General features: G+C 49.1%; 17 protein-coding genes and 1 other RNA gene. 10 read left to right on the plus strand and 8 right to left on the minus strand.

Annotated elements, in window-relative coordinates:
* Positions 1 to 240: 240 nt before the first annotated feature.
* Positions 241 to 822, plus strand: a complete 582-nt coding sequence (locus tag ACYP03_RS01000) for a GNAT family N-acetyltransferase (protein ID WP_459778156.1) — start codon at positions 241 to 243, stop codon at positions 820 to 822.
* 100 nt (positions 823 to 922) lie between these two features.
* On the opposite strand, the gene queC is transcribed toward ACYP03_RS01000, so the two are convergent.
* Together queC and ACYP03_RS01010 are read right to left on the minus strand one after the other, a co-directional pair.
* Positions 923 to 1,621, minus strand: a complete 699-nt coding sequence (gene queC / locus ACYP03_RS01005; RefSeq protein ID WP_330960837.1) for a 7-cyano-7-deazaguanine synthase QueC — start codon at positions 1,619 to 1,621, stop codon at positions 923 to 925.
* Between the two features lie 54 nt (positions 1,622 to 1,675).
* Positions 1,676 to 2,779 (minus strand): PLP-dependent cysteine synthase family protein, encoded by a 1,104-nt coding sequence (locus ACYP03_RS01010; protein ID WP_459778161.1) that lies wholly within the window; start codon positions 2,777 to 2,779, stop codon positions 1,676 to 1,678.
* A 138-nt stretch (positions 2,780 to 2,917) separates the two neighbouring features.
* Here ACYP03_RS01010 and ACYP03_RS01015 point away from each other — a divergent pair, with 138 nt between their 5' ends.
* From ACYP03_RS01015 to ACYP03_RS01025, 3 genes are all read left to right on the plus strand, one after another.
* Complete coding sequence (locus ACYP03_RS01015; RefSeq protein WP_459778163.1) at positions 2,918 to 3,379, plus strand: Lrp/AsnC family transcriptional regulator; 462 nt, start codon at positions 2,918 to 2,920, stop codon at positions 3,377 to 3,379.
* A gap of 257 nt (positions 3,380 to 3,636) precedes the next feature.
* On the plus strand, positions 3,637 to 5,382 hold the full coding sequence (locus ACYP03_RS01020) for an ABC transporter transmembrane domain-containing protein (protein WP_459778165.1): 1,746 nt from the start codon (positions 3,637 to 3,639) through the stop codon (positions 5,380 to 5,382).
* Positions 5,379 to 7,163: a SmdB family multidrug efflux ABC transporter permease/ATP-binding protein gene (locus tag ACYP03_RS01025; protein WP_459778168.1), complete on the plus strand. Its 1,785-nt coding sequence runs from the start codon at positions 5,379 to 5,381 to the stop codon at positions 7,161 to 7,163. The genes ACYP03_RS01020 and ACYP03_RS01025 overlap by 4 nt, the downstream gene beginning before the upstream one ends.
* A gap of 103 nt (positions 7,164 to 7,266) precedes the next feature.
* Here ACYP03_RS01025 and tesB read toward each other — a convergent pair whose 3' ends face one another.
* Entirely contained in the window at positions 7,267 to 8,136 is an 870-nt protein-coding gene (gene tesB / locus ACYP03_RS01030; RefSeq protein WP_459778171.1) for an acyl-CoA thioesterase II, read from the minus strand.
* Positions 8,137 to 8,258: 122 nt separating this feature from the next.
* Between tesB and ACYP03_RS01035 the strand changes: the two genes are divergently transcribed.
* A complete protein-coding gene (locus ACYP03_RS01035; RefSeq protein ID WP_248143717.1) occupies positions 8,259 to 8,681 on the plus strand; it encodes a YbaY family lipoprotein in 423 nt (140 codons plus the stop codon).
* Positions 8,682 to 8,761: 80 nt separating this feature from the next.
* On the opposite strand, the gene ACYP03_RS01040 is transcribed toward ACYP03_RS01035, so the two are convergent.
* On the minus strand, positions 8,762 to 9,076 hold the full coding sequence (locus ACYP03_RS01040; RefSeq protein ID WP_248143719.1) for an MGMT family protein: 315 nt from the start codon (positions 9,074 to 9,076) through the stop codon (positions 8,762 to 8,764).
* Positions 9,077 to 9,173: 97 nt separating this feature from the next.
* Between ACYP03_RS01040 and ACYP03_RS01045 the strand changes: the two genes are divergently transcribed.
* The 4 genes from ACYP03_RS01045 (at position 9,174) to ACYP03_RS01060 (ending at position 13,541) form a co-directional block, all read left to right on the plus strand.
* A complete protein-coding gene (locus ACYP03_RS01045; protein WP_459778175.1) occupies positions 9,174 to 9,905 on the plus strand; it encodes a VP0952 family biofilm-associated protein in 732 nt (243 codons plus the stop codon).
* 150 nt (positions 9,906 to 10,055) lie between these two features.
* An RNA gene (gene ffs / locus ACYP03_RS01050) (signal recognition particle sRNA small type) lies at positions 10,056 to 10,152 on the plus strand.
* A gap of 690 nt (positions 10,153 to 10,842) precedes the next feature.
* Complete coding sequence (locus tag ACYP03_RS01055) at positions 10,843 to 11,997, plus strand: SAVED domain-containing protein (protein WP_459778177.1); 1,155 nt, start codon at positions 10,843 to 10,845, stop codon at positions 11,995 to 11,997.
* On the plus strand, positions 11,997 to 13,541 hold the full coding sequence (locus ACYP03_RS01060; RefSeq protein WP_459778178.1) for a nucleotide-binding domain-containing protein: 1,545 nt from the start codon (positions 11,997 to 11,999) through the stop codon (positions 13,539 to 13,541). Before ACYP03_RS01055 ends, ACYP03_RS01060 begins: the two co-directional genes overlap by 1 nt.
* A 574-nt stretch (positions 13,542 to 14,115) precedes the next feature.
* Here ACYP03_RS01060 and ACYP03_RS01065 read toward each other — a convergent pair.
* The 3 genes from ACYP03_RS01065 to ACYP03_RS01075 form a co-directional block, all read right to left on the minus strand.
* Entirely contained in the window at positions 14,116 to 14,478 is a 363-nt protein-coding gene (locus tag ACYP03_RS01065) for a PaaI family thioesterase (RefSeq protein ID WP_459778179.1), read from the minus strand.
* 124 nt (positions 14,479 to 14,602) lie between these two features.
* Positions 14,603 to 15,004 (minus strand): hypothetical protein, encoded by a 402-nt coding sequence (locus tag ACYP03_RS01070; RefSeq protein ID WP_459778180.1) that lies wholly within the window; start codon positions 15,002 to 15,004, stop codon positions 14,603 to 14,605.
* Complete coding sequence (locus ACYP03_RS01075; protein ID WP_459778181.1) at positions 15,001 to 15,771, minus strand: alpha/beta hydrolase family protein; 771 nt, start codon at positions 15,769 to 15,771, stop codon at positions 15,001 to 15,003. Before ACYP03_RS01075 ends, ACYP03_RS01070 begins: the two co-directional genes overlap by 4 nt.
* 172 nt (positions 15,772 to 15,943) lie before the next feature.
* Between ACYP03_RS01075 and ACYP03_RS01080 the strand changes: the two genes are divergently transcribed.
* The gene (locus ACYP03_RS01080) at positions 15,944 to 16,528 is read left to right on the plus strand and encodes a TetR/AcrR family transcriptional regulator (protein WP_459778182.1); all 585 of its coding nucleotides are present in this window, start codon (positions 15,944 to 15,946) and stop codon (positions 16,526 to 16,528) included.
* Between the two features lie 272 nt (positions 16,529 to 16,800).
* Here the strand turns inward: ACYP03_RS01080 and ACYP03_RS01085 are convergent, their stop codons facing one another.
* Positions 16,801 to 18,798: an acetyl/propionyl/methylcrotonyl-CoA carboxylase subunit alpha gene (locus ACYP03_RS01085; protein WP_459778183.1), complete on the minus strand. Its 1,998-nt coding sequence runs from the start codon at positions 18,796 to 18,798 to the stop codon at positions 16,801 to 16,803.
* Position 18,799 lies beyond the last annotated feature (1 nt).

The following is an 18,799-nucleotide window of genomic DNA, read 5'->3' on the forward strand; positions in this document are numbered from 1 at the left end:
TGATGTTTGAGCAAAGAGTCAGCTGAAGTTGCTGGCTCTTTTTGTTTTCACTGTTTTTGTACGACAACGGTCATTTTCAAACCAGTGCTGATGGTCGTCCGGCGGGCTCAGAGCCACCAAGAGAGGAGGCTCGCCGTCAGAAGTGGTAAAACTTGTCTCATATCGATTTATGATGCTCCGCCATGCGCTGCTTGCAGGCGCTGAATCGATCATGCTGAATCATGGAGGAGGTTGCCAAAGATGTGGATCAGAAACGAAAAGCTTGAGGGTCAATGGGTTATTTTAGAGCCTTTGGAAGAAGTACATATCGGGCCTTTGAAAAAAGCGGTTTCAGATGGTGAATCCTGGAAGCTGTGGTTTGCCAGTGTCCCGACAGCGGACGCTATGGCTGATTATGTGAACCGCGCCATGCTTGAGGCCCGGGCCGGTGATGTTGCATACGCGGTGCGGCTGAAGTCTTCCGGTGAGATTGTCGGAACCACGCGCTATTACAACGTCGATGAAACGAATCGCAGAGCGATGATCGGATACACCTGGTATTCAGATTCTGTGAAGAGAACCCCGGTGAATACCGAGTGTAAGTATTTGCTCCTGAGCCATTTGTTTGAGGATGCTAATGCCATTGCGGTCGAGTTCAGAACTCATTTCTTCAATCAGGTTTCCCGGGCCGCGATCGAACGCCTTGGCGCGAAACAGGACGGGATTTTGCGCAACCATCAGATCATGAAAGGTGGCTCAATCAGGGATACCGTGGTGTATTCGATCATTGCCGGTGAGTGGCCGGCGGTGAAAGCTAACTTGCTCAGTAAGCTCAAAGATTAAGGGAAGGTCGCGGCTTCATGCGTTGGTTTCATGGTTGATCAAAAAAGCCGACCGCATGATGCGGCCGGCGTTTGCGGTGATGATTCAGGCAATTATTTAATTAAGCCCGGTTTTCTGCCTGTTTATCGGTCAGCGACTTCATCACACCATCTTTGTCATTCAGATAAGATTCCAGACCTTCACGGCGCAGGTCGCATGACGGGCAGTTACCACAGCCGTCACCAATGATGCCGTTGTAGCAGGTCAGGGTATGGTTGCGGATGTAATCCAGCTTCCCGTGCTGATCGGCCAGCGCCCAGGTCTCGGCTTTGTTCAGCCACATCAGCGGCGTCTCAATATTCAGCGGACGATCCATTCCCAGCACCAGCGACTGGTTCAGCGATTTTACGAATGCATCGCGGCAGTCCGGGTAGCCGGAGAAGTCGGTTTCGCACACGCCGGTGATCACCGCTTCTGCGCCGATCTGGTATGCATAAATACCGGCTAAGGTCAGGAACAAAATGTTGCGGCCCGGCACAAACGAATTCGGCAGACCGTTGTCCTGCAACGCATGCGAGACCGGGATGTTGTCCCGGGTCAGTGAGCTGATCGCCAGCTCATTCAGCAGGCCGACATCCATGACTTTGTGAGCGGTCACCCCCAGGTCTTTGCAGATGGCCTCGGCGATTTCGATTTCCAGTTTATGGCGCTGACCATAGTCAAAGGTGATGCAGTGAACTTCATCATATCTGGCCATGGCCTGAATCAGACAGGTGGTTGAGTCCTGTCCGCCACTGAAAACGACAACTGCTTTGCGCATCATGCTGCTCCGGATTTGGTATTGACTGATTGGAGGCACATCCTACCCTGAGAGTCAGGATATGCCAAGCTGCAGTCGCTGCCATTCCGACCAGCTCAGGATGCCGGTCTGCTCGAAAGCCGACAGCTGATCAAAGTATGGCTGAATCTCGCCGATGTTTGCCTCGACCCAGTCTGGATTGAAGTACGTGTCCAGATAGCGCTCACCGCTGTCACACAGCAAAGTCACGATCGAACCGGTTTCGCCCCGCGCTTTCATTTCACTTGCCAGCTGAAGAACGCCGTATAAGTTGGTGCCGGTTGAGGCGCCCGCTTTGCGGCCCAGCAGTTTTTCCAGCCAGAGAATCGTGGCAATGCTGGCTGCATCCGGAATGGTGCGCATTTCGTCTACGACATCCGGGATGAAGCTCGGCTCGACCCGCGGGCGGCCAATCCCTTCAATCCGGCCGCCGCGCTGACCTTTCAGGGCCGGGTTGCGGGTGAGGTAGTAGTCGTGAAACACAGAGAATTCCGGGTCGACCACACAAAGCTGTGTCTCATGCCGCTGGTAACGGATGTAACGGCCAATGGTGGCAGATGTACCGCCGGTGCCGGCGCTCATCACGACCCATGCCGGGACCGGATGTTCTTCCAGCTTCATTTGCTCAAAGATGCTGTTGGCGATGTTGTTATTCCCCCGCCAGTCGGTGGCACGCTCTGCGTAAGTGAACTGATCCATGTAATGACCGTTCAGGCTCTCAGCCAGACGGCGGGACTCGTCATACATCTGGCAGGGATCATCAACAAAATGTGCCTGACCACCATAGAACTCGATCTGCTCAATTTTTTTACGCGCCGTATGACGCGGCACTACCGCAATAAAAGGCAGGCCGAGTAACCGGGCAAAGTAAGCTTCTGACACTGCGGTACTGCCGGAGGATGACTCGATGATGGTGGTGTTTTCACCAATCCAGCCATTACACAGACTGTACAGAAACAGTGAACGTGCCAGTCTGTGTTTCAGACTGCCTGTCGGGTGGGTGCTTTCATCCTTCAGATAGATGTCGATACCGTCAAGCACCGGGATATCCAGTTTGATAAGGTGAGTATCTGCCGAACGTTGAAAGTCGGCTTCAATTTTTCTGATGGCCTGGTTTACCCAGCGAGGATCATGACGCATGACATACCCTTGGAATTTGATATCTGACTGATTGATGAAAAGTTTACTGAATCCAATGGAAAAATCTTTGCTATTATTGTTGTCATTAATCTTAATTGTAGAAAGTTTTTCTACCAGATGAGTTTTTCGGGGGAATATATGGCTGAGATTGATGCAACTGACAGACGACTGCTGGACATGCTGCAGACGGATGCCAGTCTGTCTTTGAACGATCTGGCTGACGCGGTGAATCTGACCACGACGCCTTGCTGGAAAAGACTGAAACGGCTGGAAGAAGCCGGGATTCTGAAACGACGGGTGGCGTTGCTGGATCCGTTGAAACTGGGGCTGTCTTTTATTGCTTTTGTACAAATCAAAACCAGTGATCATTCTCAGGCATGGTATAACCGCTTTGTGGTCACCGTGAGCGAGTTTCCTGAAGTCATGGAGTTTTACCGGATGGCCGGAGAATATGATTACATGATGAAAGTACAGGTGGCAGATATGTCGGCGTTTGATGCCTTTTATAAAAAACTGGTGAACAGTATTCAGGGTTTAACCAATGTGACTTCAACTTTTGCCATGGAACCGCTGAAGTACACCACCGCACTGCCTTTATAAATGTCTGAGACTGAACAGAAAAGTACTGTATGAAAACAGATCTTTTCTTATGACGATAAAAATGCGCAGCATCACCTGCTGTTTTCCAGATTCACCTTATTTTTGAGTTGAAAAACAGGCAGCCTTTTTGCCAATATGTTGCTTAATTGTCACCCTGAAGTGACAGAGTTTCTCCCTCTCAACAGCCCCTGGAACATCATAATTTTCTGTTTTAGCGCTCACCCGGTGTGAGCGTGCCGTATTTTGCTGGAGGAAAAATGCAGGTTTTTTGGCAACTCAGGTGGTATTTCCGGCAGGAATGGCGGCGTTATGGCGGTGCGATCGCCATCTTTGTCGTGATTGCGATTTTTGAACTGATCCCGCCCCGAGCGGTGGGCTGGATCGTTGATGGTGTGGTGGATGGCCAGATCTCTCTGGACACCATGCTGCTGTGGCTCATGGGTTTGGCCGCCATGTGGACGGCGGTTTATCTGCTGCGCATCGTCTGGCGGCTTTGGTTGTTTGGCAGTGCTGCGAAGCTGGGAACCGTGCTGCGGGATAAGTTGTATCATCATTTTACCCGGCAGGCGCCGCAGTTTTTTGAGCGCCATAAAACCGGTGACCTGATGGCCCGTTCGACCAACGATGTGAATGCGCTGGTAATGACCGCCGGGGAAGGTGTCTTAACCGCGGCGGATTCACTCATTACCGGCTTTGCCGTGTTGCTGATCATGACCACACAACTGAGCTGGCAGCTGACTATTCTGGCCTTGCTGCCCATGCCGGTCATGGCGCTGCTGGTGTCCCGTTTCGGCAGTCAGTTACACGACAGATTCGGCGAATCACAGGCGGCGTTTTCTGCCCTGACAGACACGACGCAGGAGTCGCTGAACGGCGTCCGTATGATCCGGGCCTTTGGTCTGGAGCAGCGCCAGCAGGCAGCGTTCGAGAAAGTAGTCGATGCTGCGGGTGACAAAAACTACCAGGTGGTGAAAGTGGATGCCAAGTTTGATCCGGTGATCCAGCTGACCATTGGCATGTCGTTTTTCCTCAGTGTCGGCGGCGGCGCATATTTGATTCACATTGGTGAACTGACGCTGGGTGACCTGACGGCTTTCACTCTGTATCAGGGATTGATGATCTGGCCGATGCTGGCCATTGCCTGGCTGTTCAATATTCTCGAACGTGGTTCTGCTGCCTGGAAACGTTTGCAGGAAATTCTGAATCAAAAGCCGGATATTGTCAGCGGTTATACGCCGTTGCCGGGGCTGCGACAGCCGCTGGAAATTGAGGTGGAGGCATTCAGCTGGCCGCAACAGCGTGAGCCCGCACTGAAAAATATCAACATTCATCTGGCCTCCGGACAGATGCTGGGGCTGGCCGGTCCGGTCGGAAGCGGGAAGTCGACACTGCTGGCGCTGTTGCTGCGTCAGCAGGAGCTGATCCAGGGTCAGATCGCTTATGGCGGGGTGACGATTCGTGAGGCGGTGCTGGATGCGTGGCGAAGCCGCTTTGCGGTGGTGAGCCAGAGCCCGTTTCTGTTTTCTCGCTCCATTGCAGAGAACATTGCGCTCGGAAAACCGGAAGCCAGCCTGTCGGAGATCCGCCGTGCAGCGGCGCTGGCGTGTATCGATGACGACATCATGTTGTTCCCGGAGGGGTATGACACCCTGGTTGGCGAGAAAGGGATCACCTTGTCCGGCGGTCAGAAACAGCGGATTGCCATTGCACGGGCTTTACTGCTGAATGCTGAAATTCTGGTCCTGGACGATGCGCTGTCTGCGGTGGACGGCAAAACAGAGCACCGCATCCTGCATAATCTGCGTTCACAGCCGCAGCGTCAGACCGTGATTGTGATTGCTCACCGGCTGACTGCCCTGGAGCAGGCGGATCAAATTGTTGTCCTTCAGCATGGTGAAATCAGTGAACGGGGAACGCACGCCAGCTTGCTGGCTCATGAAGACTGGTATGCCGAGATGTATCGTTACCAGAAACTGGAACAAGCGATTGAGGAGGGCCAATGAAGGAACAGGCCGTAAATAATGCAGTGCTGAAGCGGTTGCTGGGCTATGCGCTGGCAGATAAGCGTACCCTGGTGGCTGCGATTGGCCTGCTGCTGATTGCTTCTCTGGCTGATGTATCCGGCCCATGGCTGATCCAGCACTTTATCGATAACAACATCACGCGGGATGAATTTCCGGCCACTGAAGTTGCGGTGCTGGTCGCGGCTTATCTGGCCCTGATGATTCTGGCGGGCGTGTTCAAGTACGCGCAAGCGCTTCGCTTTAACCGTCTGGCGATTGATGTGGTGCAGAAAGTGCGGAAGCAGTTATTTGCCAGCGTGATGAACCAACCGCTGTCGGCGTTTGATTATACTCCGAGCGGCAAACTGATCTCCCGGCTGACCAATGACACCGAATCAATCAAAGAATTTTATGTCTCTGTCATCGCGACGTTCCTAAAGAACATCATCCTGATTCTGGTGATGCTGGCTGTCATGACCATCATCAGCTGGCGTCTGACGCTGGTGGTTCTGGCATTGCTGCCTGTTGTGGTGGGCGTCATGGTGGTGTATCAGCGTAAAAGTGCCGGGGCTTACCGGCGGATGCGCGATCTGCTGTCGGATATCAACTCTTCAATGAGTGAATCAATTCAGGGCATGAGTCTGGTACAGCTGATGCGTCAGGAAGAAGGTTTCAAATCGCATTTTGCCAGTCTGACAGACCAGCACCTGAAGGCTCAAATCGGAGTCACCAGGCTGAACAGTTTGCTGTTGCGGCCCCTGATTGACCTGCTGTCAGGAATCGCTTTGCTCACGCTGGTTGCTTTATTCGGCTTCAGCGGGACAACCGTGATTGGGGTGGGGGTTCTTTATGCTTTCCTGAGCTATCTGGGGCGGGTGACGGAACCTTTGATCGAGATGACTCAGCAACTGTCTTTATTGCAGCAGGCGCTGGTTGCCAGTGAGCGCATTTTTGCCCTGATCGACGCCCGTCAGCAGAGCTACGGCGAGGATCGCAGGCCGATTGAAAGTGGTCAGATGGCTTGCCGGAATCTCAGCTTCAGCTACGACGGCAAACAGAAAGTGCTCAGCCATATCAACATTGCGTTGCCGCATCAGGGGTTTCTGGCGCTGGTCGGTCATACCGGCAGCGGAAAAAGTACGCTGGCTTCACTATTGATGGGCTTTTACCCAACATCAGAAGGTGTGGTTGAACTGGATGGCAGACCGCTGGAGAGTCTGAGTCAGCCGGTGCTGCGGCAGGGGATTGCCATGGTGCAGCAGGATCCGCATGTGCTGAGTGATTCGGTGCGTGAAAACGTCAGTCTGGGGCGGGATGTGGCTGATGCAGAGATCTGGCTGGCGCTGGAAACCGTCGGACTGGCCGGTCAGGTGCGTCAGTATACTCAGGGGCTGGATACATTGCTTGGCAGCGGTGAAGTGAATTTGTCGGCCGGACAGCGGCAGTTACTGGCGCTGGCACGGGTGCTGGTGGAGAAGCCCAAACTGCTGATTCTGGATGAAGCCACCGCCAATATCGATTCGGGGACCGAACAGAAAATTCAGCATGCGCTGTCGGTGCTGCGGAAAAATATGAGTATTGTGGTGATTGCGCACCGGCTTTCCACCATCATGGATGCGGACGAAATTGTCGTGCTGCACCATGGCGAAATCATTGAGCGAGGGACGCATTTCAGTCTGCTTTCTGAGCGGAAACAGTACTGGCAAATGTATCAGCTGCAGCAGGCTGGTGATCATCTTCACCAATTGGAAGATACATCGACTGAGACAGTAAAATATTGACGGCAAGCTGACAAAAAAGTACCAGCCTTTCCCTATAAATGGCTCCCGGAATCATGATGACATATCAAAGATTTCGGGAGCTTTATCGTAAGTGGGCACTTATTTAGTGTGAGTGGCGCTGACGCATCAAACCTTCCTGAACAGCTGTTGCGACCAGTTCGCCCTGACGATTGTAAATCTCGCCCCGAACCAGACCCCGCGAGCCGCTGGCTGACGGACTGTCGATGGCATAGAGCAGCCAGTCGTCCATCCGGAACGGGCGGTGGAACCACATGGAGTGGTCAATGGTGGCAACCTGCATCTTTGGTGTCAGCAGTGTGACGCCGTGCGGTTGCAGGGCCGTCACCAGAAATCCCCAGTCGGAGGCATAAGCCAGTACATACTGGTGAATACGCGGATCATTCGGCATTTCACCATTTGCCTTTATCCAAAGGTACTGTCTGGCCGCCTGTGACTGAGGATGAAGCGGATTGATGACATGAACAGGGCGCACTTCAATCGGGCGATCGCAGCCAAAGGTTTCGACAAATTTGCCCGGCAGCTGGTCAGCGATGGCTTTGACGTGTTCCTGTTCTGATTTGAGCGACTCAGGCGGCGGTATATCGGCAGGCATCTGGAACTGATGGTTAAAACCTTCTTCCAGCCCCTGAAATGACGCCGTCAGGTAAAAGATCGGTCGGCCGTTCTGAATGGCCTGCACCCGGCGGGTACTGAAGCTTTTTCCGTCGCGGAGGTTTTCAACATCGTAAATGATGGGTTTTTGAGGATCACCCGGCAGCAGGAAGTAACTGTGGAACGAATGAACAAAGCGTTGTTCCGAAACCGTTTCTTTCGCTGCGGATAAAGACTGACCGATCACTTGGCCACCGTAAACCTGAGGCAGACCAAGATGCTGGCTCTGGCCACGGAACAAACCTTGTTCAAGTTGTTCCAAGTGTAGCAGATTGAGAAGTTCGTTCAGTTCTTTGCTCATTGACGCTCCAATTACAATGTTATCATTAATCAAATTTTTACAATCAGTTGATCAGAAACACAAGACGAAAGGTTCAGAAGCGTTAGAATCATCGACTTGCAGGAGGAATAAGAGGGGCAACTATGAAAAAGATGTTTGCGCTGTTAACGTTATTGATTACAGCAATGGTTATTTCGGCATGTACCAATTTGATCACCAAAGATGCAGGCGTCAGCAAAATTGAAGGCTCACTGGCTTACCGAGAGCGAATTGCGCTGCCAGATGATGCCCTGATCACTGTCACACTCTCTGATGTTTCTCTGATGGATGCCCCCGCAGAAGTGATCAGCAGTCAGTCTTATCTTGCCGGCGGAAAGCAGGTGCCGTTTTCATTCACCCTTCAGTATATGGAAGGTGAGGTCAAACCGGCTCACACTTATGCGGTCAGCGCACGGATTGAACTGAATGGCAAATTGCTGTTTATCACAGATACGGCCAACCACGTGATTACAGACCCGGCTAAAACCACCAAGCTGGATCTGATGCTGGTCAAAGTCAGTCAGTAAAACAGAACAAGTATTCAAGAGCCCGGCGAACATGCCGGGTTTTTTGTTTTGCTCAGGCGGAAAAAGTAACCGAACCTTGGTCAGTGCTCCGGAAAGCCATCCCAGCGGTAGCGTCTGAGTGATACCCGTCCCGTTGATGACACTTCAATGCCGTCAGCAATCAGACATTGACGCTGACGCAGGAAATCTTCTCCCTGCTGCGATATTTTTCCCTGACTGTTAATCACCCGGAACCAGGGCAGGGTTGAGCCTTCCGGTAATTGACCTAATAACCTGCCGACATGGCGCGCATAACCAGGGAAGCCTGCATAGCGGGCGATATCGCCATAGGTCGACACTTTACCCAAAGGGATTTGGGCGATCTGGCTGTAGATTTGGTTTTCAAAGTCGTCCATAGTTATTTCAGGGTCTTTTTCAGGATTAACGAATAACAGATACAACCTGCGAACGTTGCATGGCACCGTTGTAGCCCGTTTGCGCAAGGAGGTGCAAATGCTGAATGCCATTATACTCTCAATCATGAGCGTGGCACTGACTGTGATCGGGGTCAGTACCTTAGGGCTCTCTCAACATTACCTGACGGTGTTAGCCGTTGCTATCCCGGCGTTATGGCTGTTGCCGCAAGGCGGCTTGTCGTCGTTGCTGCTATTGTTCGGCATCGGATTGTATGGTGCTGCATTGCCGTATCAGCCGCTTGCATTGTCTGTCAGTCTTCTGGTGATGCTTCCTGTGTTTTCGGTCAGCTTTTCCTCAAAAGCAAACTGGCAGGTGGGCGCTTTATTATTTGCCATCATGATTGCCATGGACGCCGGGATGCTGGCCTTACAAAGTGAAGGAAAACTGGGCGGTCAGATGTCTTTCACCTTACTGCAGATCATCGCGGTGGGGATGATCTGGTGTGCCGGGCGATTCTGGCGTCCGGTGAAAGGAAATTATGGCTGGCCTTTGCTGCTGGCTGTGCCTTTATGGCTGAGTGATCTGGCACCTGCTGCCTTGATTGTTCTCTGTGTGATCGGACTGATTCTGGCATTGCAGACACTGTACCTGAAACACCCGCAGGGCTGGGTTGACAGGCTGAGCTGGGTGCTCCCGGCGGTAGCCTTTGCGACGGTGGCCATTGATCCTGAATTCGACGTCCCCAATCCGGTACTGGTGTCCTGGCTGATGGTACTCGGCAGCGCCATTTTGGGAGAATACCTGCTGGCTGAAGTCGAAGACGCCTGAGCCGAATCGGACTGCGTTGGGTAATAATCCAGCAGTCAGTGACAGAGTCTTTGTCTTTACCTTGCAATGACTTCGGGGTTCATGGATAATCCATCCCGTTCTCACGACAAGCCAAGCCTTGCGCTGAGATAACAAATCTATGGAGGCCCCCATTGGTCCTCCCGCAACACTAACTCGTGAACCCGGTCAGGCCCGGAAGGGAGCAGCCGCAGCGAGCGACGTGTGTGCCGGGATGTGGCTGGTGGGGGTCTCCACCCATCTGACGTTTGTGTAGTTTTACCATAAGCCGACATATCTTCCTTCGTTCCTGACATCATTTGCAGTATTAGCTGACATAGTCACTTCATTACGTAAATCAATGACATTTCAGTCCTGAAGCGCACTTCTGCGTGTTGTTTGTCTCAGCTTAGATTTGCCCCAAAGTTTGTTAGAGCCGCAACTCTACAGAGTTCTAATCACTTCGTTTTCCCATAATTCTGTTAATGAACGCACATCTATGTGATTGCACTGTGTGTACAGTTCTGCATGCAGCTATGCTGGGTAGATGAGGGGGCACGTAACTTTGCGAACTTAAGTTCGGTAGCGTACCTGAATGGGTTGCTTAGTTAAATAGTACGCTGATGCCCCATTATCAGTTGGGGTCGTCATCCTAAACTATATGTACTGTTCGTTTTTCCCATATTTTTGCTAATGTCATCACGCCTAAATGACCATGCAATACGTGAGGTTATGAATGCAATTGTGGTAGTCACATCTGACGTATGGAGCCTTGATAACGTGGGACGGTAGCGTGTCAAATTGTGCTAACGATGCTAATAACACGTTGATACCCTGAAACTGGTAGAGTTTTTTGCGCCCTATAGACCTCGATGGAGCTAATGGGTGAGCCTAAAGGCACTGACTGGAAAATACAAGTGCACGTTTGAGGATGATTTCTATGGCAAAAGAAGTTACTAGGTATATAAAAGAAAAAGTAAAAACAGCGCTGTGGGGAAAGTCAGCTGGCAGGTGCCAGTTTAATGGTTGTAATAGGCCTCTTTATCAATCTCCAATTACATTAGAACAAGTAAATATATCTGAAGCGGCTCACATCTATTCATTTTCTAAAGATGGCCCCAGAGGATGGGGGCCGCTAGTGATGAATAAGGCTGATCTTAACGATGTGGATAACTTGATGCTGATGTGTCACGACTGTCACAAAACCATAGACCAAGATAAAAAAGGGAAAAAATACTCAGCAGAACTTCTACTAAAGTGGAAAAAAGAACATGAGCATCGTGTATGGACAGTTGCAGGTATTAGTCCATCAAACAAGTCTTATGTGACTTTTTATGGTGCCAATATAGGGGAACAATTGTCTCCTTTGCAATATCAAGAAGCTGTAAGTGCAATGTTCCCTTCTAAGTATCCCTTTAGTGCTGATGCCATAGAGTTATCAATGTCCAGTAGTCTAAAAGACAAAGATCAAGAGTATTGGGTTGCCGAATCAAAGCATTTAGAAGAAATTTTTTGTCAGCAAATAACTCCTAAGTTGAACTTAAATGATTGCACTCATTTCTCGCTATTTTCTCTAGCACCAATGCCTTTATTGATTAAGCTTGGTTGTTTGTTTACAGACAAAATTGACGTTGAAACTTATCAGCCAATCAGAGAACCAAAAACATGGCATTGGCAATCTCCACCCGATGATTTTGAATTTGATGTAACAACACCTGAAGTAATACATGGAACTCCTGTATTATTACTTTCATTAAGTTCACACATCAATCATAGCCGAGTTCATGACGTATTAGGTCATTATGTCGATATATGGGAGGTTAGTACCCCTAAAGGTTTTCAGCATAATGATTTTATTAGAGCCTCTGAACAGCTATCAAAGTTTAGAGTGACGATGAGAAAACTCTTAGATAATATATCTGCCCAATATGGCTTGGATGTGCAACTAAAAGTCTTTCCTGCAATGCCTGTCTCTTGTTCCGTAGAGCTTGGTCGAGTTCGAATGCCAAAAGCAAGTATGCCTTGGCTTATATTTGACCAAAATTATTCAACTAATGCGTTCGAGCCAACAATAACAATACATGGAGGTAAGTAATGAGTAATCTCGTTTCAAGAGAAGAAGCCCTTTTAGAGGCTGCAAGAAAACTAGATATTACACCCTCAAAGTATCGTCAAGCTATTGAGCGCTTCAATTCGATGAAAGCTCACCTAGAACAAGGTGATTACCCAGGAACCACAAGATTACCTGAAGTCTACTTGCAAGGGTCATTTAAACTGGGAACAGAAATCCGTCCATTTAAGAATAGCAATGATGCCGACTATGATATTGATTTGGTATGTAGTCTGGCTCATTCGAAGCAGGTTACTCAACCAAGTACTGTTAAAGAGCAAGTCGGCGATAGGGTTAAACAAAACGGAACTTACTCAAGATTGCTCGATGATGAAGGTAAGCGCTGCTGGACTTTAAATTATGCGGAAGAAGATGGTATCGGCTTTCATATGGATTTGTTGCCTTCAATTCCTGAAAGTAACCAACTGGCACAAGGAAATGCGATTGCAGCGACAAACAAAAGTGAACAAAACCAATATTCTTGGACTACAAGTAATCCAAAGGGCTTCGCACAATGGTTTTACGAAAAAAATGGGATCGCATTTGAACGAGAAAAGTTAACTCAAAAAACGGAAATATTTAATAACCAAAGGCAGCTGTATAATTCAATAGATGATGTTCCTAATATCCATGTAAAAACACCTTTGCAAAGATCTATTCAACTCCTAAAGAGACATCGTGATGTTAGATTTTCTCAATCTGAAGTGGAAATCTTCAAGCCTATTTCCATGATAATTAGTGTTCTTGCGGCAAAGTGCTATCAAAATGAGACAACAATTTTTGAAACTTTACGAAACCTAGTTACGCGGTTGGAGCAGCAATCCAACCAGTTGACTACTCAGTTCGTATATAACCAAGCCCATGCAAATTCACTTTATTCATTAATTACGCGTACACAGGATGGGAAATGGATAATTTCCAATCCAACAAATCCAGGAGAAAACTTTGCCGATAGGTGGCATGAAGATGATCATGCAAGAGCCAAAGCATTTTTTCAATGGGTTGGTTGGCTTAGAGATGATCTGATAAATATAAATCATATGGTTGAAAGTGATTTGTTTACCAAGGCCTTAGTTGATGTTTATAGACCAACTAATCTTCCTGCTTTAAATTTTCAGGTCGCCCACAAAGCTACTGGTAACTGGCCAATAGTATTAAACCCTTCTTATAGTGCATCGGTTAAAGGGAGCTACAAGACAAATGTATTTTGGACGGGGTTTAAGTCTGGTCAACCGCTACTCAAAGGTAAACAACTTAAATTTAAACTTCAAACTGATGTACCTAGACCGTTTGAAGTATATTGGCAAGTAGTCAATACAGGTCAAGAGGCAAGAGATGCGAAGCAACTTCGAGGTGAAATCTCTGAGCATGTGAATATTTCAAGTGCCGACATTTTTAGAACTGAGTCAACCTCGTATACAGGTGATCACTGGGTTGAAGGCTTCATTATCAAAAATGGTATATGCGTAGCAAAAACTGGAGAATTTATTGTTAGCGTGAGAGACACTTATACAAGATGTACATATTAGACTTCAAAGAAGAATTTAGCACCAAGATCCCTGTGCTGACCTTTTGTGGGTGAGTAAACTTGGTCGTTTGGTTAGAGGTTTTGTGATATCCAAGATAATCTGTTAAATGCTAATTTAGCAAAGCTGCTAACTAACTTTTGTCCAGATTAGAGTCTCGATGCTGCCTTACACTCAAATGCATCAATGATTTACCCGTGGGTAAGTGTAAGTAAGTACCTTTTAGACGAATGGTGATTTGGCTGTACTGAGAGAGGATATGTCGACTTATGGTGCAAACAACAAATTCCTTGTTTCAGTCATCTCCCATGTCGTCGTCTTTCCTGACAAATCGGGTTTGATATTCTGTATTGCCTTCATCTCAAATTGCCTGCCGCATTGGAAGTTGTGCCGTGGAGATAAGCCAGGAAGTCAGTATCCACAACGAGCATCGTTAGACTCGCCGAAGAAGCAGCGACCGATTGGGACACCCCAGCAATCGCTGAGGTGTTGTGATTTCAAAGGTGGGTGATGTTGCTGGTATCGAGGACTGTGGTCGATTGGCTCAGGCTAAAGCTAGAGCGAATGGCTGTTTCAATCATGCTTTAGCCGCTGGGCGCTTAATAAAACAGGTGGCTGATCCGCTCGCAAGTAGTTTGCCTTCGCTGTTACGAATCGTGCCTTCAGCAATTCCCAGAGAACGGGAGATATGGGTGATTCTGGCTTCGGCGATGAGCTTTTCATTGATGGGTACCGGTCGCATCATCTTGACTGCAAGATCAACGGTGCCATAGCTGGCCCCGGCTTCGAGCATGCTGTGCACCGCGCAACCTGTGACTGAGTCCAATATCGTTGCGGCGAAGCCACCGTGCACACCTCCCATGGGATTGCAATGTCGTTCGGTTGCGCGACACCCTAAAGTGACAGCACCTTGGGCGACCTCAAGGTTAAACATGCCCATGGTGTCAAAAATACTGGGAGGCGGGATGTCTCCGGTAATGATCGCACTTCAGTGTTCTAAGCCAGTTAATTCTGAAATATTCATGGTTCTTCCTTGATGAGATAAAGAGGGCGCCATAGCCAGACTAGTTCCGTTGTTGCATGAACTGTTTATATAGCACCAAGATATAGCCAATCAGAATGCCTCCCATCAGCGCTTCAAAAAGAATCAGCAAATGGATCTTGGTGGAAATATGACTAAGCGGCGCGAAGTTGTAATGCCCAAGTGTGAGCATGTTACATAGCCCGTACGTTATCAGCAAAAATGCACTGATGTGACAATGTCCTCTTTTTACTTGTTGATATCCCAGGGGAGCCAAAGGCGTCATGGCGAACCAAAACAGGTCAATCATGCGAGGCTGAATCCAAACTGGCTCCGGGTAATTAGCAAAAAACATTATATTGTCGACATAGTGAAAGATACTGCTCACAACAGTCGCCAGCAGTATCCATTTGAGACGGATGAGCGACGGGGTCGGGGGAATCATGCGGATGTATCTTCCGTCGTCAGTGTTTTGAACCAGTCCAGGCTTGCTTGCCACAATGGTTCAGCATGCTTACGGAAGTACCCCATGTGGCCAATCTTTCCTCCCAAGATTTCCGGTGAAAGATTAAGACGAGTGAGAGGGGCGTTGCTGTAGTGCTGAACAAATGCGTCACGTGATTCAGGCATTGCCCAAAGGTCATCTAACGCATTGGCGGCAACGATGGGGGTTTGTACTGATTGATATAATGTTTCGATGCCAGCCATATTCGGATCGTCAAAAAAATAATGACGAAACCGGCACCAGTGACGCCATTGGCTAAAAGCTTGTCTCGGTAAATCTGCACCCATTCCGAGTATGTTCCAGGCGCAATATCCTTTCCACCAGGTTAAAACCGGCAAGACAAGATTCCACATCGTGAGAACCTTCACTTGTTCTGAGAAAGGCATATAACCATGCCACCCGGCGCCTGTGCCAAAGACGTAAAACCCAGAAACATTTTGATGGTTGGGGAGTAATCCGAAGGCGTGTCCGCCATAGGAATGACCGATAATAAAGACGGGAATATCGTCTTTACTCATGAAATCAACCGCCGCTGCCAAGTCAAGCTTGCCCCAGTCCAGCAGATCCATCTCAAAGCCTTTTAGGGTGTCTGGTTTAGACTCCCCAATGCCGCGGTAATCAAAGGTTAAGGTTTCAAAACCTTGTTCGCTGGCAAATTGAGAGAATCGTCGATAAAAGCCCTGAGGCACACCTGTGGCACCAGCCACAATCACTCTCCCTTGTATGGCACCCATTGCGGGGTAAAGCTGTCCGCGAATTAAATACTGGTCTTCGGTATAAAACGACGTTGATATCATCATAGCCTCAAAATTATAACGAGTGTCTTAATTGCTGGTTGCATGTTATCTTATGACAACCGTTATAACAAGAGGTTAACACGTGAGTAAAAACTCGTTAAAGGCGCGCCAACGAGTCATTGAAGCTGCCGCATCGATGCTTGCTTTACATGGTTTGCGAGGGATTAGTATTCGTGAAGTGGTAAAGTTTGCGAATGCACCTCTTGGTTCCACGTATCACAATTTTCCGGGTGGGAAACATCAAATCGTAGCTGAAGCCATTCTGTGGGCGGGAGAGCAAGTATCAGCGCAATTGCAGGCTTGTTTAGAGCAGGATGACCCAAACGGCATCAGCGTGTTTTTGACCCAATGGCGTGAGAGACTGACGAAATCTCATTATCGCGCGGGTTGCCCGATTGTTGCAGCGGCGATTGAAGCGCCTCAGGAAGAGGAAGGGGAGCAGGTTAAAGCTGCTGTATCACACGTGTTCAGTCACTGGCAGTCGCTGATTACGAATCATCTGATCGCTCACGGTCATTCAGTTTCATCGGCACAAACAAGTGCGTTGAGTATTATCGCGAGCATTGAAGGGGCCGTGGTGCTGTGCCGAGCACATCAAAGTATTTATCCGTTGGATGCTATTTTAGAATGCCTGCCTAAAATGGTGGAGTGTCGTTCGGCATCGTAATTGTGTATTGAAAAAATCGCATTGGGCAGCTGTGCCTTCCGGCTTCATTGGTTGTCTTGATAAGCACAAGATGAGATGTCCCCCCTGAAATTCAAACGTGCAAATGTTTAGAGCTGCATCTCCTTCTCATGCCTATTATGCGCAAAGTTAGTTTTCTTATTTTTCGAGCCAATTTGATTACCTTGCAGCGCGTCGCTGGGCCAATCAATAAAATCAACGAAACCATGGGGGAAATGGCTTGAACTGCCGTTCAAGCCATATGAGCTCAGAAATCACGCCTTGGATTCGGAGGGGATATCATTGATTTTAAGCAAGGTATCACCTTTGTTTACGATGTCTCCGGTGAGGACGTTGAGGTGGGAAACCGTCCCTGATTTTTGCGCAAAAATGGTCGTTTCCATTTTCATCGCTTCGATAATGATTAGGGGCTGGCCAAACTCAACGTGTTGCTCATTTTCGACGAGAACCGCGACAATGACGCCTGATATATCTGACTTCGCGGTGTCGGTTTGGCTGGATTGAGAGCCAAACTGATTCGACGCAGGTGTGACTGTGAAAAAAGCCCCTTCAATTTGAATCAGGTAGCGTCCCGCTTCGATCATGGCCTGCCATACGATGGCGCCGACAGTGCCTGACAACAGGTGATCGTTGCGTGAATGCTCGTGGGAACAACGGACACTGAACTCTTCTTCCTCCACAGTAATCACAGACTTATTTGCACTGGCGGAGATCACACAGGGTTGATACGGCGTGTTTTCGACGTCAAAGTGCAGTTTGCCGACGTGTGCTTCACCCAGCTGACGTGGTAATGCAGCCCCGGCGCGGGCGACCCATGGCGTCTGGGTGATATGTTTCAGCGAGTTGCTGAGCTGGAGGCAGGAAGCAACCGCAACCGCAGAGCGGATCAGCATTCCATCGGCCTGACTGTCTAAAAATGCTGAGGTGAAACACCGGTCCGTTAAATCGGTACTGATGTCATTTTTCACAAAGTCCGGATGGGAAAGAATAAAACGCAAAAAGTCAGTATTCGATTTGACACCCAGAATGCTCGTGTGTGCGAGGGCAGCTAACAGCTTGCGTCTTGCTGCGTTTCGATTGGCGCCATAACTGATGATTTTGCCAAACATGGGGTCATAGTAGCTGGAAATCGTGCCCGTTTGAGAAAATGCATGGTCTACCCGCACCTGACCCGGCCATTGCACATTGAAAACCCTGCCTGGATCGGGCTTGAAATCCTGATAAGGATCTTCAGCATAGATCCTCGCCTGAATCGCGTGTCCATGGACACAGACATCTTCTTGTTTCAGCGCTAACGGCTGATTCGCGGCGATACTGATTTGCAGTTCGACCAAATCAATCCCCGTGATCTCTTCAGTGACCGTGTGTTCGACCTGAAGACGGGTGTTCATTTCCATGAAGTAGAATTGATCCTGATCGACGATAAACTCGACCGTCCCCACATTACTATAGCCGGCGTTCTTAACGGCATTGACTGCGGCATTGAGGTATTGATTGCGAACATGCTCACTCAAGTGGGTCACGGGTGCTTCTTCGATGATTTTCTGGTGGCGTCGCTGAATTGAGCATTCCCGGTCGAAGATATGAATGGCATTTCCAAAATGGTCACAGGCGACTTGGACTTCAATGTGCCGGGGTGACTCGACATATTTTTCAAGCAGTAAACGGTTATCACCAAACGCAGTCATCGCGACTCGAAGTGCTTCGTCAATGGCTTGATCAAGCGCGCCTGATTCATGCACGATGGTCATGCCTTTACCGCCGCCCCCCATCACCGGTTTGATGATCAGGGGATAGCCGATACTCCGGGCGTCAGTGATCAATTGCGCTTTGTCAGACGTCCCCTGAAGAGAACCGGGCAACACAGGCAAACCCGCCCGAGCCATGATATCTTTCGCGATCGATTTATTGCCCATGAGGCCGATCATTTCGGAGGTCGGTCCGATCAGCGTGATGTTTTGATCTTCTATTGCCCGGGCAAATTCTGCATTTTCGGATAAAAAGCCATAGCCGGGGTGCACCGCATCGCATTCTGTGTCAATGGCGGCTTGGACGATTTTCTGTATATTCAGGTAGGTGTCCAGCGCCGCGCTGCCTTCCAGATGGACGCATTGCACGGCATGTTCCAGGTATTCACTTCCTTTGTCTTCATCGGAATACAGGCCGACATAAGCAATGCCCAGCTCCTGACAGGTTCGGGCAATTCTTTGTGCTATTTCACCCCTGTTTGCGATCAGAATTTTATTAAACATG

The sequence above is a fragment of the Photobacterium sp. R1 genome (assembly GCF_054600795.1).

What these genes read in the sequence shown, in the direction of transcription:
- ACYP03_RS01000 (WP_459778156.1), top strand. Translation starts at nt 241, where the DNA reads ATGTGGATCAGAAACGAAAAGCTTGAGGGTCAATGGGTTATTTTAGAG.
- queC (WP_330960837.1), bottom strand. Translation starts at nt 1,621, where the DNA reads ATGCGCAAAGCAGTTGTCGTTTTCAGTGGCGGACAGGACTCAACCACC.
- ACYP03_RS01010 (WP_459778161.1), bottom strand. Translation starts at nt 2,779, where the DNA reads ATGCGTCATGATCCTCGCTGGGTAAACCAGGCCATCAGAAAAATTGAA.
- ACYP03_RS01015 (WP_459778163.1), top strand. Translation starts at nt 2,918, where the DNA reads ATGGCTGAGATTGATGCAACTGACAGACGACTGCTGGACATGCTGCAG.
- ACYP03_RS01020 (WP_459778165.1), top strand. Translation starts at nt 3,637, where the DNA reads ATGCAGGTTTTTTGGCAACTCAGGTGGTATTTCCGGCAGGAATGGCGG.
- ACYP03_RS01025 (WP_459778168.1), top strand. Translation starts at nt 5,379, where the DNA reads ATGAAGGAACAGGCCGTAAATAATGCAGTGCTGAAGCGGTTGCTGGGC.
- tesB (WP_459778171.1), bottom strand. Translation starts at nt 8,136, where the DNA reads ATGAGCAAAGAACTGAACGAACTTCTCAATCTGCTACACTTGGAACAA.
- ACYP03_RS01035 (WP_248143717.1), top strand. Translation starts at nt 8,259, where the DNA reads ATGAAAAAGATGTTTGCGCTGTTAACGTTATTGATTACAGCAATGGTT.
- ACYP03_RS01040 (WP_248143719.1), bottom strand. Translation starts at nt 9,076, where the DNA reads ATGGACGACTTTGAAAACCAAATCTACAGCCAGATCGCCCAAATCCCT.
- ACYP03_RS01045 (WP_459778175.1), top strand. Translation starts at nt 9,174, where the DNA reads ATGCTGAATGCCATTATACTCTCAATCATGAGCGTGGCACTGACTGTG.
- ACYP03_RS01055 (WP_459778177.1), top strand. Translation starts at nt 10,843, where the DNA reads ATGGCAAAAGAAGTTACTAGGTATATAAAAGAAAAAGTAAAAACAGCG.
- ACYP03_RS01060 (WP_459778178.1), top strand. Translation starts at nt 11,997, where the DNA reads ATGAGTAATCTCGTTTCAAGAGAAGAAGCCCTTTTAGAGGCTGCAAGA.
- ACYP03_RS01065 (WP_459778179.1), bottom strand. Translation starts at nt 14,478, where the DNA reads ATGGGCATGTTTAACCTTGAGGTCGCCCAAGGTGCTGTCACTTTAGGG.
- ACYP03_RS01070 (WP_459778180.1), bottom strand. Translation starts at nt 15,004, where the DNA reads ATGATTCCCCCGACCCCGTCGCTCATCCGTCTCAAATGGATACTGCTG.
- ACYP03_RS01085 (WP_459778183.1), bottom strand. Translation starts at nt 18,798, where the DNA reads ATGTTTAATAAAATTCTGATCGCAAACAGGGGTGAAATAGCACAAAGA.